The sequence below is a fragment of the Candidatus Chryseopegocella kryptomonas genome (genome assembly GCF_001536065.1).
Taxonomy (GTDB): Bacteria; Bacteroidota; Ignavibacteria; order Kryptoniales; family Kryptoniaceae; genus Kryptonium; species Kryptonium kryptomonas.
This window is the reverse complement of the sequence record NZ_CZVW01000013.1, coordinates 48,146-60,261: the sequence shown is the minus strand read 5'-3', so window position 1 is coordinate 60,261 and position 12,116 is coordinate 48,146. Positions and strand designations below refer to the sequence as shown.

The 12,116-nt window shown below is 35.2% G+C and carries 22 protein-coding genes; 16 read left to right on the top strand and 6 right to left on the bottom strand.

The genetic code is table 11. From position 1 onward, the window contains the following. The first annotated feature begins 163 nt into the window (after nucleotides 1–163). The 16 genes from AWW83_RS06615 (at nucleotide 164) to AWW83_RS06545 (ending at nucleotide 7,609) form a co-directional block, all read left to right on the top strand. Nucleotides 164–883 (top strand): ZIP family metal transporter, encoded by a 720-nt coding sequence (locus tag AWW83_RS06615; protein WP_092350169.1) that lies wholly within the window; start codon nucleotides 164–166, stop codon nucleotides 881–883. A 21-nt stretch (nucleotides 884–904) separates the two neighbouring features. Then, nucleotides 905–1,270, top strand: coding sequence for a NifB/NifX family molybdenum-iron cluster-binding protein (locus tag AWW83_RS06610; RefSeq protein WP_092350167.1), 366 nt, complete (start codon nucleotides 905–907; stop codon nucleotides 1,268–1,270). 21 nt (nucleotides 1,271–1,291) lie between these two features. Further along, nucleotides 1,292–2,494, top strand: a complete 1,203-nt coding sequence (locus AWW83_RS06605) for an NAD(P)/FAD-dependent oxidoreductase (protein WP_092350164.1) — start codon at nucleotides 1,292–1,294, stop codon at nucleotides 2,492–2,494. A gap of 123 nt (nucleotides 2,495–2,617) precedes the next feature. After that, nucleotides 2,618–2,866, top strand: a complete 249-nt coding sequence (locus tag AWW83_RS06600) for a hypothetical protein (RefSeq protein WP_143713910.1) — start codon at nucleotides 2,618–2,620, stop codon at nucleotides 2,864–2,866. A gap of 15 nt (nucleotides 2,867–2,881) precedes the next feature. Further along, nucleotides 2,882–3,091: a YgaP family membrane protein gene (locus AWW83_RS06595; protein WP_092350160.1), complete on the top strand. Its 210-nt coding sequence runs from the start codon at nucleotides 2,882–2,884 to the stop codon at nucleotides 3,089–3,091. Between the two features lie 65 nt (nucleotides 3,092–3,156). After that, nucleotides 3,157–3,549, top strand: a complete 393-nt coding sequence (locus AWW83_RS06590) for a thioredoxin family protein (RefSeq protein ID WP_092350158.1) — start codon at nucleotides 3,157–3,159, stop codon at nucleotides 3,547–3,549. After that, entirely contained in the window at nucleotides 3,546–3,929 is a 384-nt protein-coding gene (locus tag AWW83_RS06585; RefSeq protein WP_092350156.1) for a DUF302 domain-containing protein, read from the top strand. Before AWW83_RS06590 ends, AWW83_RS06585 begins: the two co-directional genes overlap by 4 nt. 22 nt (nucleotides 3,930–3,951) lie before the next feature. Continuing rightward, nucleotides 3,952–4,536, top strand: coding sequence for a TlpA disulfide reductase family protein (locus tag AWW83_RS06580; RefSeq protein ID WP_092350154.1), 585 nt, complete (start codon nucleotides 3,952–3,954; stop codon nucleotides 4,534–4,536). Further along, entirely contained in the window at nucleotides 4,526–4,732 is a 207-nt protein-coding gene (locus AWW83_RS06575) for a TFIIB-type zinc ribbon-containing protein (protein WP_092350152.1), read from the top strand. Before AWW83_RS06580 ends, AWW83_RS06575 begins: the two co-directional genes overlap by 11 nt. Nucleotides 4,733–4,747: 15 nt before the next feature. Next, entirely contained in the window at nucleotides 4,748–4,912 is a 165-nt protein-coding gene (locus tag AWW83_RS09820; RefSeq protein ID WP_143713909.1) for a YtxH domain-containing protein, read from the top strand. 22 nt (nucleotides 4,913–4,934) lie between these two features. After that, complete coding sequence (locus AWW83_RS06570) at nucleotides 4,935–5,381, top strand: OsmC family protein (protein WP_092350150.1); 447 nt, start codon at nucleotides 4,935–4,937, stop codon at nucleotides 5,379–5,381. Next, nucleotides 5,374–5,946 carry a Tll0287-like domain-containing protein gene (locus AWW83_RS06565; protein WP_092350148.1) on the top strand — a complete coding sequence of 191 codons (573 nt, stop codon included), beginning with the start codon at nucleotides 5,374–5,376 and terminating at the stop codon, nucleotides 5,944–5,946. Before AWW83_RS06570 ends, AWW83_RS06565 begins: the two co-directional genes overlap by 8 nt. A gap of 15 nt (nucleotides 5,947–5,961) precedes the next feature. Next, on the top strand, nucleotides 5,962–6,528 hold the full coding sequence (locus AWW83_RS06560) for a class I SAM-dependent methyltransferase (protein WP_092350146.1): 567 nt from the start codon (nucleotides 5,962–5,964) through the stop codon (nucleotides 6,526–6,528). Then, nucleotides 6,525–7,151: a rhodanese-like domain-containing protein gene (locus AWW83_RS06555; RefSeq protein WP_092350144.1), complete on the top strand. Its 627-nt coding sequence runs from the start codon at nucleotides 6,525–6,527 to the stop codon at nucleotides 7,149–7,151. Before AWW83_RS06560 ends, AWW83_RS06555 begins: the two co-directional genes overlap by 4 nt. After that, complete coding sequence (locus AWW83_RS06550; protein ID WP_092350142.1) at nucleotides 7,148–7,342, top strand: DUF6132 family protein; 195 nt, start codon at nucleotides 7,148–7,150, stop codon at nucleotides 7,340–7,342. Before AWW83_RS06555 ends, AWW83_RS06550 begins: the two co-directional genes overlap by 4 nt. Before the next feature lie 3 nt (nucleotides 7,343–7,345). Continuing rightward, entirely contained in the window at nucleotides 7,346–7,609 is a 264-nt protein-coding gene (locus AWW83_RS06545) for a YkoF family thiamine/hydroxymethylpyrimidine-binding protein (protein ID WP_092350140.1), read from the top strand. Nucleotides 7,610–7,721: 112 nt separating this feature from the next. On the opposite strand, the gene AWW83_RS06540 is transcribed toward AWW83_RS06545, so the two are convergent. The 6 genes from AWW83_RS06540 to AWW83_RS06515 form a co-directional block, all read right to left on the bottom strand. Further along, the gene (locus AWW83_RS06540) at nucleotides 7,722–8,159 is read right to left on the bottom strand and encodes a hypothetical protein (protein ID WP_092350138.1); all 438 of its coding nucleotides are present in this window, start codon (nucleotides 8,157–8,159) and stop codon (nucleotides 7,722–7,724) included. A gap of 107 nt (nucleotides 8,160–8,266) precedes the next feature. Next, nucleotides 8,267–9,271, bottom strand: coding sequence for a YncE family protein (locus AWW83_RS06535; RefSeq protein ID WP_092350136.1), 1,005 nt, complete (start codon nucleotides 9,269–9,271; stop codon nucleotides 8,267–8,269). Between the two features lie 21 nt (nucleotides 9,272–9,292). Continuing rightward, nucleotides 9,293–9,895, bottom strand: coding sequence for a GNAT family N-acetyltransferase (locus AWW83_RS06530; RefSeq protein WP_092350134.1), 603 nt, complete (start codon nucleotides 9,893–9,895; stop codon nucleotides 9,293–9,295). Further along, entirely contained in the window at nucleotides 9,892–10,494 is a 603-nt protein-coding gene (locus tag AWW83_RS06525) for a 3'-5' exonuclease (protein WP_092350132.1), read from the bottom strand. Before AWW83_RS06525 ends, AWW83_RS06530 begins: the two co-directional genes overlap by 4 nt. Further along, nucleotides 10,495–11,154, bottom strand: a complete 660-nt coding sequence (locus AWW83_RS06520; protein WP_092350130.1) for a deoxynucleoside kinase — start codon at nucleotides 11,152–11,154, stop codon at nucleotides 10,495–10,497. Between the two features lie 19 nt (nucleotides 11,155–11,173). Continuing rightward, complete coding sequence (locus tag AWW83_RS06515) at nucleotides 11,174–12,043, bottom strand: cobalamin-binding protein (RefSeq protein ID WP_092350128.1); 870 nt, start codon at nucleotides 12,041–12,043, stop codon at nucleotides 11,174–11,176. Nucleotides 12,044–12,116: the final 73 nt, after the last annotated feature.

The following is a 12,116-nucleotide window of genomic DNA, read 5'->3' as shown; positions in this document are numbered from 1 at the left end:
TTGTAGGAATTATTTTCGTTAGCGTGAAAGAAAAGCTGCTTGATAAAATTTTGCTCGCAAAGTATGGCGGTGGAAAAAATTTAAAGTATGGAAAAGAATACAGGATTATTTCAAGAAGCGATATACTTGCTGTGATTGAAGATTAAAAATTACACATTGGGAAATGAGCACATTGTTTAAAATAATTCTGGCAAATGTTTTTGTCAGTTTATTCTCTCTTGTAGGAATTATTTTCGTTAGCGTGAAAGAAAAGCTGCTTGATAAAATTTTGCTGTGGCTTGTATCCTTTGCTTCTGGTGCTTTGATAGGAGTCGCTTTCCTTCATATGATCCCGAGGTCAATTGAAAACAACAGCAAAGCGATTTACTTTGTTGTTCTTGGCATCGTTGTCTTTTTCCTTCTTGAAAAATTTTTTTACTGGCGCCATTGTCACGAACAAAAATGCGAGGTTCATTCATTTGCTTATTTAAATTTGATCGGCGATAGCTTTCATAACTTTATTGACGGCATGGTGATAGCTGGAAGTTTTGTCACTGATGTTAATCTTGGGATTATAACGACGCTTGCAGTAATTGTGCACGAAATTCCACAAGAACTTGGAGATTTTGGTGTTCTTGTTCACGGTGGATTTAATAAAAAGAAAGCTTTGACTTTAAATTTCTTAACAGCTCTTTTTGCCGTTGCAGGTGGTATCGTTGGATTTATTTTCACCGAAAAAATTTCTTTCATAAGGTTAAACCTTGTTCCATTTACAGCTGGCGGTTTTATATATGTTTCGCTCGTGGATCTTGTTCCTGAATTGCATCGTCGTTTTTCGCTAAAAGAATCATTTGTTCAACTTTTGCTTGTAATTTCTGGAATTTCAATTTTTGCTCTACTTTAAAAACAAAATTTTTTACCAAACATGAAAATCGCAATTCCAACTGACGATGGTGAGCATATTTCGGATGCATTCGGACATGCACATTATTTTTTGATAACCGATGAAGAAAGCAAAGAAACTGAATTAAGGCATAACAGCGAAGCTCACGAACATCATGAGTCTCATAAGCATCACCAAGGGCACAGACATAGAAGAGCAGAAATTATAGCGGAAACTTTGAAAGATGTTGATGTGATAATAACATCGCACATGGGAAAACCAATGATTGATAAAATGCTTTCCGAGGGAAAAATTATTTATGTCTCTCCAAAGTCGTTGAAAATTTCCGACGCACTTAAACTTTACTTTGAAGGCAAATTAAGAAAGATCATACAAACTTTAAATTAAAAATTTAAATCGGTTAATAAAATGACAAAAATAGTTATTCTCGGTGGATCATTTGCTGGATTGACAGCAGCGTTTGACCTTAAAAGAAAGCTTAAAGATGAAGTAGATATAACCGTAATTTCAAAATCAAAAAATTTTGTCTTCATACCGTCTCTTATTTGGGTTCCATTTGGGTGGAGAAAACCGGAAGATATTTCATTTGATCTTAAACCGGTTCTTGAAAATAAAGGGATAAAATTTGTCCACGCAGAAGCGACGAAGATAATTCCCGATAAAAATCTTGTTGAAACTACCTCTGGAAATTACGAGTATGATTTTCTTGTCATAGCAACTGGACCTGATTTACATTTTTCAGAAGTTGAAGGTTTGGGACCAAATGGTGGCTATACAACCTCAATTTGCACGATTGATCATGCGCTTCACGCTGGTGAAAAATGGGACGAATTTGTTAAGAATCCCGGTCCAATTGTAATAGGTGCAACGCAAAAAGCAAGTTGTTTTGGTGCAGCTTATGAGTATGTGTTTAACATTGAATACGCAGCAAGGAAAGCTGGGATAAGAGATAAAGTTAGCATAACTTTTGTAACCTCTGAGCCGTTTTTGGGAAATTTCGGGCTTGGTGGGGTTGGAAAATCTCAAAAGATGACGGAATACTTCTTTAAAAAAGTTGGAATTCGTGGAATTACAAATGTCGCAATTGAGAAAATCACACCGAATGAGATTTATCTTTCAAATGGTGAAGTTTTGCCGTATAAATATGCAATGATAATTCCACCTTTCCTTGGTGTTAAAGCGATCAGAGATTCAGGGCTTGGGAATGAAGCTGGATTTATACCTGTGGACGATACTTACAAACATGTAAATTACGACAACATTTACGCAGCTGGTGTTGCTGTTGCAGTTAAATACCCAGAACCAACCCAAATTCCAATTGGAGTTCCAAAGACAGGTTATATGTCTGAAGTGATGGCAAGAGTTGCGGTTGACAACATAATTTCAAAAGTTCTTGGGAAAAATCACGCTAAAAAGCTTGCTTTTGCGGATATAGCACCGCTCTGTGTTATGGATGCAGGGAACATGGGCGTTTTCTTTATGGCAAGTAGAAACTTCAAACCAAGGAAATATCATATTCTTTTCCCTGGACCTTGGTCACATTGGATGAAGGTTTGGTTTGAGAAATACTACATCTGGAAAATGAGAAATGGTTATACGCAGTTGCCGTAAATTTATTGAAAATCAATGATAAAATTTCACTTTGAAGGGCTTTGATTTTATGAAACATTTGCGTAGATTTGAATGTTATTAAAATTTGAATGGATTATGTAAAACATAAATGCGGAGGTAAAATTGGTTACAACTCCAGTAAGCAAACAGAAGGCGAAGGTTATAGGGATGGTCATAACGGACTGCCCTAATTGCAAGAATCAAATTTTCCTTGAGAAGCAAAGTGTTAAAATCTGTCCTTATTGTGAGGCAGAGGTTCATCTTGATGTTGAAAATATTGATGTCCGTGTTTGGGCTATTGTTCCTGAAAGACCAACTCGCAGAAGGAGAAGAAGAAGCAAAACTGAGGATATTGATCTTTTAACAAATTAACAGGAGGATATAAAAATGAAGGTAAACGAGGCAACCTGGGATAGGGTTCTTCGTGTAATCGTTGGGCTTTTCATTCTTTCACTTTTGTTCTGGGTTGAAGGAAATTCCAAATACTGGGGCTTGATAGGACTTCTCCCTCTTATAACTGGGCTTGTTGGATATTGCCCTGCATATTCACTTTTTAAGTTTTCTACTCGTAAAGAGTCGCAAACTTCGGGGAGTTAAAATTTTTCCGCCCCGATCATTTTGGGTCGGGGCTTTTTTGTTAAAAATTTAAATCAAATTATGCGATGTTAATTCTTTACATAGTCCTTGCGATAATTGGATTTTTTATTTTTTTGAATTTGAGCGTTGTTTTGAGAGCAAAATTTAGAAAAGGCAAATCTGTCCCTGAATTTGGTGGAGAAATCGGAAGAGCAATAAGAGAAGGCAAAAAGGTGATGCTTTATTTTTATAGTCCAACTTGTTCAGCATGTAAAGTTCAAACTCCGATAATTGATAAATTGATAAACTCAAGCAACGGGAAAACGAAAATTTTTAAAATTGATGTCAGCAAAGATATGAACATCGCACTCAAACTTGGTGTTATGGGGACGCCTTCAACTGTGATAATAGAAAACGGAAAAATAAAAGAATTTTTTGTCGGCGTAAAATCCGAAAACATATTGAGGAAGTTCCTATGAAATATGGAATTTCAAAAGTTGTGAATCTTTCTTATGAGGAAGCGGTTAATAAGATTACGGAAGAATTAAAGAAGGAAGGATTTGGTGTTTTAACGACGATAGATGTTAAGGAGACATTGAAGAAAAAGCTTGATGTTGATTTTGACAAGTATATAATTCTCGGGGCGTGTAATCCACCCTTTGCTTATCGTGCTCTTCAAGCAGAATATGACCTTGGGCTTATACTTCCTTGTAATGTTGTGGTTTATGAAAAAGATGGTAAAGTCACTGTCTCAGCTTTTGATCCGATGGTTATGGTTAAGATAGTTGATAATCCAAAACTGGAAGAAATTGCCGTTGAAGTTCGTAAAAAGCTTGAACGTGTCATTCAAAATGTTTAAAAACAAAAATTGACTTGTTAAGATGTCAGCAAAGAAAAGTAAAGTTAATTTGCTTCCGATATTTGGACTTTTGATTTTAATTTTTGCAGTCGGTTATCTTGGATATACTTCAAGAAAAGCAAGTCAATCGGTTGATGAGGAAAGTTATTCAACCATTACGCCTGCTTTTGCAAGTGTGCCTTCTGATGTTAGACCTGCTCCTGATTTTGAACTTCCAGATGTAAACGGCAAAAAAGTCAGGTTGTCCGATTTTAAAGGTAAAATTATTATTCTTGATTTCTGGGCGACTTGGTGTCCGCCGTGTAGGGCTGAAATACCAGGATTTATTGAACTTTACAAAAAATATAAAGACAAAGGCGTTGAGATAATTGGAATTTCACTTGATGAAGGCGGTGTCAAAGATGTAATTCCATTTATGAAAGAATTTGGTATAAATTATCACATTTTGATCGGAAATTACAAAGTCACGCAGGATTACGGCGGAATTCGTGGGATACCGACGACATTTGTAATTGATAGGAAAGGAAACATTAGAGCAAAATATGTTGGTTATCGCCCGAAAGAAGTTTTTGAAAGAGATATAATCATGCTTTTAAATGAGAAGTGAATTGACGAAATATGTTTATTTGAACTTTCAAAGATTTGAAATGCAAGAGGGCAAAAATTGTCCAAAGTGTGGCGAGAAAATGTTTTTTATCCGAAGATGCTGTGGTGATAATGAGGTCTGGGTATGTGAAAACTGCAATTATACTGATAAAGAGATCAGTCAAAACATCTGGTATTATTACATCTGGGCAAAATAAAATCTGGGAATTTTTATGTTTGCAGGAATAATTGGAGCGTTTGTCGGTGCTGTTTCAGGATTTTTCATAGGTAGATATTTCTCAAAACTTGGTGGAATGTGTCCTTTATTGTGTAATCCTAAAATTAGCACAATTTATTTTGCTTTGCTTGGTTTTTTGCTTGCATATAACAAATTTTGAAAAATAAAAGAGGAAAAAATCAATGGCAAAGGTTGAAATTAAATTTGTTGATGGAATGACTTTTATCGGCAAAGGCGAATCAAATCACTGGGTTGTAATGGATGGAGCAGAAACAGTTGGTGGAAGCGATGCTGGGACAAGACCTATGGAACTTGTTTTGATTGCTTTGGGTGGATGCACGGGAATGGATGTTGTGAGCATTTTGAGAAAGAAAAGAGTTAAGTTTGATAAGTTTGAGATGAAAATTTCTGGCGAAAGAGCGGAAGAGCATCCGAAAGTATATACAAAAGTTAACATTGAATATATCATCTATGGGAGAGATATAAGAGAAAAAGATGTTGAACAAGCGATTGAACTTTCACAAACAAAATACTGCTCTGTGTCTGCGATATTGAAAAAATCTGGTGCAGAAGTTAATTATACATACAAAATAATTCAGCCAGAAACGGAGGCGATAAAAAATGAATAAATTGATTTTGGCTTTGCTTTTCATCTCTTCGCTCTTTTTTCAGACGGACGAAAAAGTTCAAAGGGCAGTTGAATTAAGCAGAAAAATTTCGGATCAACTTGTTGACTCCGTTAAAGCGGTTCTTTTTCAGGAACTTGGAAAAGGTGGATACACGGGTGCTATAAAAGCGTGTTCAAATCTTGCACAAGATATAATTAAGGCACATAAGGAAAAATATGGAGTTTATGTCAGAAGAGTGAGTGAAAAATACAGGAATAAACTTGACAAACCAGATGATTATGAACTTAAAATTTTGAGAAAACTTGATGAACTTAACAAGCGAGGTGAATTGCCACAGGAATATTATGAAGTTGTTGAGGAAAATGGGGAAAAGTTTTTGAGATATTTCAAGCCGTTGATAGTTCAGCCGATGTGTTTAAATTGTCATGGTTCTGATGAATTTTTGAAGAAGGAGATAAAGGAATTTTTGAAGGAAAAATATCCAGATGATAAAGCGACGGGATATCAAGCAGGCGATTTCAGAGGTGCGGTAAGCGTTAAGATAAAGTTAAGCGAAGAAAAATAAAATTTCATATTTGAGATGCATAAATTCAGCCCGCATAATGCCCATCGTCTTCTGGATGAAGAGAGAAGAAAAATTTTACCACCTGAGGAAATTCTTAGATCGTGTGGTTTGAGCGAAGGGATGACTATGGTTGATGTAGGATGTGGAAGTGGTTTTTTCACAATTCCAGCATCAAAAATTGTCGGACAAAGTGGAAAAGTTTTTGCAATTGATGTGCAGGAAGAAATGATTGAAAAATTGAAACAGAATGATTTGCCAGAAAATGTAATCCCAATTCTTGCAAAAAACGATTATGAATTTCCGATTGATGATAAGATAAGCGACTTTACATTTCTTGCTTTCGTTACGCATGAGAATGAAGATGTTGAGAAATTTCTAAATGAAGTGAAAAGAATTACGAAGGAAGATGGAAAAATTGTGATACTTGAATGGAAAAAACAATATGAGGAAGCAGGACCGCCTTATGAAGAAAGAATTTCGCAGGAAGAACTTTTGAAGGTTTTGGAAAAAGTCGGTCTTCGTGTTTTTGAATCGGGAGAATTAAACAATTCGCATTATAAAATTATTTGTTTGATGAGATGAAAAATTTTCATTTGAAAATTTTTTTGCTTGTTTTGTTTCTTTTTGGCTGTGGAATTCAAAAGTTTCAAAATCAAGAGAAAACTTATGTTGATATTACGCCAGTTCAAGCATTTGAAAAGTTAAAGAAAGATAAAAATGTTTTGCTTCTTGATGTCCGCACAAGGGAGGAATTTGGAGCAGAACATATAAATGGCGCTTTAAATATACCTGTTCAAGAACTTGAAAATCGTCTTGGTGAATTAGGGAAGTATAAAAATTTTGAGATAGTGGTTTATTGTAGAAGCGGGAACAGAAGTAAAAGGGCAAGTGAAATACTTGTCAAAAATGGTTTTAAAAAAGTTTACAATCTCGTCGGTGGAATAATTGAGTGGAAAAACAAATTGGGATTGAAGATGAAAAAGATAACCAAAGACATAACAATTGAAGACCTTGTAACGGAATTTCCTGAATCAGTTGGTTTTCTTATGAAGAAAGGAATTAAGTGCATTGTTTGTGGTGAACCAATTTGGGGAACACTTGAGCAGGCGATAAAAGAGAAGGGAAAGGAAGATGAAATGGAGCAAATAATTGATGAATTGAACGAAGTTCTCGGTTTGAAAGAAAAAGAGAATGAGGCAAAATGAAGAAGTTAAAACCATTGATTTTTGTTTTTGCAGGGGCTTTGGCTGGATATCTTTATTATTTTTTCATCGGTTGCAAATCTGGAACATGTCCGATAACAAGCAATCCGTATTTTTCAACTCTTTACGGAGGGATTCTCGGAACGGGGTTTTACTTAACATTTTTCAGCGGTGAAAAGAAAAAAGAAAAATAGTTTATGGCGGTTGCACTTCAAGTAAGTTTATACCCTTTAAGACAGATGGATATAATAGAGCCGATTAACAGTGTAATTGAGATTTTTAAATCACACGGGCTTGAAACACATGTTGGTTCAATGAGCACGCTTGTTTATGGCGATGATGAAAAAGTTTTCAAGGCACTTCAAGAGGCGTATGCGAAAGCGTCGGAGTTTGGCGAATTCGTAATGGTTGCAACGCTTTCAAACGCATGTCCATTGCCGTTAAGATTTGATATAAGGTGAAAAATTTGAGCGTGTAAAATCACATTGAACAAATGTTTTACATCTTTAGGCATTTTGCATTCACTTGCAAAAGCAAAACTTAAAAATTCGGGGCTTTAAAGCCCCGATTTTTTTATCTTTTCTGTCTAAAACTTTGCAAGAGTTGTTGCATCACATCGTTTGACAGCGATAAACCCTGTATGTTGAGAACAACAATTGTCATCATGTCGCTTATCATAATTGGCTGATTTTGCGTGTCGGAATAAAGATTGTCAATTTTATCAACGATTTCACCAATTGTGATTGAACCTATATCTGTGTAAGCAGTCCATTTCTGGAAAACCGCATCAGCGACATTCTGATTGATTACGCCGTTTTTCTTTAAATTGCTTAAAGCATCTTTCAAAACATCATCACCCCAAGTCACGCCGTTCCAGAAACCAGCGACGAAGAAAATTTTCGCATTTTTATCAAGTCCATTCCACCATTTTCCATCCCGTGTGGATTGAGCGTTTGAAAAGTTTAAAAACAAAACCGCAAAAATTACAACTGCGATAAAAATTTTACGCATGGTAAATCTCCATAAAGTTTGTTTAAAATATCTGCTTTATCTTCACCCCCATTGTCAGGTGAAAATAAACGCAACACAATCTACACATTTCAACGACAAAAACAAAATTACCAAATGGCGATCCCGTCTGGCTCTTTCCCTGTTTTTATCGTCTTCAAAATTTGACCTTTTTCAATATCAATCACACTTACAATATCTGCATTTGAATTTGCAACATAAACCAAATTATTACCACCGATTGCAATTCCCACGGGAACAGGGCTATCGCCAAAAACAGAACCAAATAATCTTCCGCTTTTTTCAACTTCGGATTTTTCAGCGGTCTTAATTCTATTTATGACATTTTTATTTGCGACATCAATGACAGCAACCTCTCCACTTCTTGCACAAGATACAACTGCAAGTTTTCCATCTTTTAATATCTTAACACGAATTGGAAATCCATCAACTTTTATTTTATTTTTTACCTCAAGCGTTTGAACATCTATCACAGCAATGCTATCTTCTGCTCTGTTTGTAACCCAGACCTCTTTACCGTCGGGAGTAATGTCAATCCCTTCGCTCCCTCTTCCAGTTTGAATGTTTTTAATGAGTTTGAATTCTTTCAAATCAATCACACTCACACTTCCAGAGCCAATGTTTGCCACGAAACATTTTGATTTGTTCGGTGTTAAAACAAGCATATGTGAGACATCTTGATCGGTTTTTATTTCTGCGAGAATTTCTCCTGTTTTGAAATTAACAATGATAACTGATTTGTTTGCCTCTGTTGTGATTATGATTTTTTCATCGTCAATCCAATCCACGCCATGGGGTCGTTTGTGATTTTCAAAAGTAATAGTTTTTTCAATGTTTAATTTTTCAAGATTGTAAATTGTGATTGAATTCCCAGAGTTTTCACGAGTTCCGTAATTTGTTACAACAGCAAATTTTTTGTTCGGTGAGATAGCGACCTCATGCGGTGCGTTTCCAGTTGGAAGTTGTGCAAGCAATTTATCTTTTTTAAGATCAAAAAACATTGCATTGTTTTCTGATTTATTAAGCACAATCAAGTTTTGGGCAATTGAAATAAAAAATGGCAGGACAAGAAAAAATGTTAACTTTTTGAGCATATCACATCAAAAATTTTTGTTTTATTCGTTTGTGTTTTTATAAATCTTATTTCTGGTTTGGGCAAAGTATTTTTCCCGTGTGAGGCAAAAATCAATTATATCGTAGTATTTTCCTCTGTAATAAATTCTGTTTTTGTCTCTTCTTACTTCATCAAAGCCAAGAGAATTGAACAAGCGTATTGACCTTTCGCTGAAAGAGAAAATATCCGTTGCGAAAACTCTATCTGCACCCATCACTTCAAAAGCAAATTTTAAAATTTGTTTTATCGCATCTTTACCGTAACCTTTACCCCAGTATTCGGGTTTTCCAATTAAAATTGGAATGCAATAAATCAACTCGTTTTTATCTTCAACGCCAAGTCGTTCGTAATCATTGTCGTAGAGAAGACAGATTTCACCAATTGGTTCTTGTGTGTCCGTTGCTTCAATTATGAATAAAAATCCATTGTTTGAAAGATATTCGTAAACTTCAACGACTTCGTCCCATGTATGCTCTGGCTCGCCTTCTGCTTCAAGGACAAGCGGATTGTTGTTCCATTCAAAAGCCATTTCAAGATCGTCTTCCGTGAATGGACGAAGTCGTGTTTTCTCTCCAATTAAAATTATGTCGTGAGTTCTTATCACGGTTGAAATTTAAATTTCTTTGACTCGTTCATTATCAAAGCAATGCATTTTCCAGTTATAAGTGCGTCTTCAAGTGCGTTGTGACCTTCGGATTTTCTCTTCAAGCCAAAGTATTCAGCAATTGCATCTAAACTTAAAGATTTTGGCGTTGGGAGATTGTTATTTTTCAAAATTGTAAAGTAATAAAACGCAAGTATATGAAGGTCAAGGACTCTGCTTGAAAATGGCCAGTCGTATTTTGCTTCTCTGTAAGCAAAGTGAAGAAAGTTAATGTCAAATGTTACGCTTTGTCCGCAGAGAATTAAATCTCTTAAAACGTTTCTTGCTGTTTCGGGCTTTTTGAGCGTTCTTAAAATCCATGACTCAAATTTCGGAATGACATCATAAATCATCGGAGCATCTCTTAAATCGTGCAATGAAAGTTGATGGACTCCCATTGCTGGTATTGAAAATCTATCTTCGTGTAATGGATAAACATTTGTAAGAAAAGTGCCAAGTTCATTCCAGTTTTCGTCAAATAAGCAAGCGCCGAGTTGAATTATCTCGTGATAACCTGGTTCAAGCCCTGTTGATTCTACATCTATCACAAGATATTTCATTTATTTCTGCGTTATTTTGTTTTTAATTTCATAACCGATTTTTTCAAGTTTTTCAGTTACAGCTTCAACTACTTTATTGAAGTCATTTTTATCGTTTACGAAGTCAATATCGTCTGTTTCAAGTATCAAAATTTCACCGAGATTATATCTTGCAACCCAGTCCTCATAATATCTGTTAAGTCGTTCAAGATATTCACGCGGTATATTTTGTTCAAATGATCTCCCGCGCAATTTGATCTGACGAAGCAGGGTATCAACATTCGCACGAAGATAAATTATCAAATCAGGTGGTTTTAAAAAGCCAGTCATTATTTTGAAGAGTTCAACATAGTTTTTATAATCTCGCTCATCCATATTTCCCATATCGTAAAGATTTTTCGCAAAAATTTCCGCATCCTCGTAAATTGACCTGTCCTGAATGATTGAGTATGGTGAATTCACAATTTCCATATGATCTTTAAATCTTTTTGAGAGGAAATAAATCTGCAAATTGAAAGACCATCTTTTCATATCTTTGTAAAAATCGTCAAGGTAAGGGTTGTCGTCAACCGATTCATAATATGCTTTCCAACCGAAGTATTCACTTAACAGTTTTGTCAGCGATGATTTACCTGAGCCGATATTTCCAGCGACTGCGACGAATACTTTTTCTTTTTTCATCTGATTTGAAATTTTATTTTCAAAATTTGTTAATTAATTGTGCAATTATCTTTGTTGCAAGAACAACTCTCGGCGATGGGCGAAGCAAAATGTCGGGATCAATTTTGAAAATTTTGTTTTCTTTTATCGCATTTATGTGTTTCCATTCGGGAAACAAATTTAAAAGTTCATCTTTCCCAATTTTTGATTCAGTTAAAATTATGATGTCTGGATTAAGTTTCAAAATTTCCTCACGATTGAAAATTGGATAATTTTGCTTTGAATTTTTCCCAATGTTAATTCCACCAGCGTTTTCAATTATCTCGTTTATGAAAGTGTTTTTTCCAGCGGTCATCAACGGGTTTAAAGAAAGAAGAACGAAAACTTTTGGTTTGTGTTTCCCACTGTTAATTTTTTTAATTTTTTCAAGCTCGGCTCTTAAACTATCAACCAAAAATTTTGCTCTTGTTTCAACTTTGCATATTTTCCCGATGTCAAGAATTGTTTTGAAAACGCCCTCAAAATTTCTCGGATTTGTAACGAAAATTTTTAATCCAAGATCAGAAAGTTTGTTGAACGATTCTTTTGTGTTGCCTTCAACTGTCATCATCACGATGTCTGGTTTAAGTGAAAGGATAATTTCATAATTTGGATCAATAACTCCCCCGATTATTGTTTTGCTTTGCGCTTCCGGTGGATAATTGCAGTATTTTGTTACGCCAACGACTTTATCACCAAGACCGAGGAAAAATAATGTTTCCGTTATGCTTGGTGCGAGAGAGACAATTCTTTCAGGTGGATTTTGAAGCTCAATTTTTCTTCCTAAATCATCGTAAATTTCTATTTGCGATAAAAGTTTTAGGGTTATGATTACATTCAAAATAAAAAGCCCACGAAAGAGACGCATCATTTTCAAGATCTCAATTTTTGTGAAAAAATATCAAAATCACGCAAATATAACAAATTTTCTACCCCCGATAAAG

Bases quoted from the DNA above. Each gene is read 5' to 3' on its own strand.
- AWW83_RS06565 (WP_092350148.1), top strand. From the start codon at position 5,374: ATGAATAAATTGATTTTGGCTTTGCTTTTCATCTCTTCGCTCTTTTTT.
- AWW83_RS06570 (WP_092350150.1), top strand. From the start codon at position 4,935: ATGGCAAAGGTTGAAATTAAATTTGTTGATGGAATGACTTTTATCGGC.
- AWW83_RS06610 (WP_092350167.1), top strand. From the start codon at position 905: ATGAAAATCGCAATTCCAACTGACGATGGTGAGCATATTTCGGATGCA.
- AWW83_RS06540 (WP_092350138.1), bottom strand. From the start codon at position 8,159: ATGCGTAAAATTTTTATCGCAGTTGTAATTTTTGCGGTTTTGTTTTTA.
- AWW83_RS06520 (WP_092350130.1), bottom strand. From the start codon at position 11,154: ATGAAAAAAGAAAAAGTATTCGTCGCAGTCGCTGGAAATATCGGCTCA.
- AWW83_RS06585 (WP_092350156.1), top strand. From the start codon at position 3,546: ATGAAATATGGAATTTCAAAAGTTGTGAATCTTTCTTATGAGGAAGCG.
- AWW83_RS06560 (WP_092350146.1), top strand. From the start codon at position 5,962: ATGCATAAATTCAGCCCGCATAATGCCCATCGTCTTCTGGATGAAGAG.
- AWW83_RS06525 (WP_092350132.1), bottom strand. From the start codon at position 10,494: ATGAAATATCTTGTGATAGATGTAGAATCAACAGGGCTTGAACCAGGT.
- AWW83_RS06555 (WP_092350144.1), top strand. From the start codon at position 6,525: ATGAAAAATTTTCATTTGAAAATTTTTTTGCTTGTTTTGTTTCTTTTT.
- AWW83_RS09820 (WP_143713909.1), top strand. From the start codon at position 4,748: ATGTTTGCAGGAATAATTGGAGCGTTTGTCGGTGCTGTTTCAGGATTT.
- AWW83_RS06580 (WP_092350154.1), top strand. From the start codon at position 3,952: ATGTCAGCAAAGAAAAGTAAAGTTAATTTGCTTCCGATATTTGGACTT.
- AWW83_RS06590 (WP_092350158.1), top strand. From the start codon at position 3,157: ATGTTAATTCTTTACATAGTCCTTGCGATAATTGGATTTTTTATTTTT.
- AWW83_RS06535 (WP_092350136.1), bottom strand. From the start codon at position 9,271: ATGCTCAAAAAGTTAACATTTTTTCTTGTCCTGCCATTTTTTATTTCA.
- AWW83_RS06605 (WP_092350164.1), top strand. From the start codon at position 1,292: ATGACAAAAATAGTTATTCTCGGTGGATCATTTGCTGGATTGACAGCA.
- AWW83_RS06515 (WP_092350128.1), bottom strand. From the start codon at position 12,043: ATGATGCGTCTCTTTCGTGGGCTTTTTATTTTGAATGTAATCATAACC.
- AWW83_RS06575 (WP_092350152.1), top strand. From the start codon at position 4,526: ATGAGAAGTGAATTGACGAAATATGTTTATTTGAACTTTCAAAGATTT.
- AWW83_RS06615 (WP_092350169.1), top strand. From the start codon at position 164: ATGAGCACATTGTTTAAAATAATTCTGGCAAATGTTTTTGTCAGTTTA.
- AWW83_RS06545 (WP_092350140.1), top strand. From the start codon at position 7,346: ATGGCGGTTGCACTTCAAGTAAGTTTATACCCTTTAAGACAGATGGAT.
- AWW83_RS06595 (WP_092350160.1), top strand. From the start codon at position 2,882: ATGAAGGTAAACGAGGCAACCTGGGATAGGGTTCTTCGTGTAATCGTT.
- AWW83_RS06550 (WP_092350142.1), top strand. From the start codon at position 7,148: ATGAAGAAGTTAAAACCATTGATTTTTGTTTTTGCAGGGGCTTTGGCT.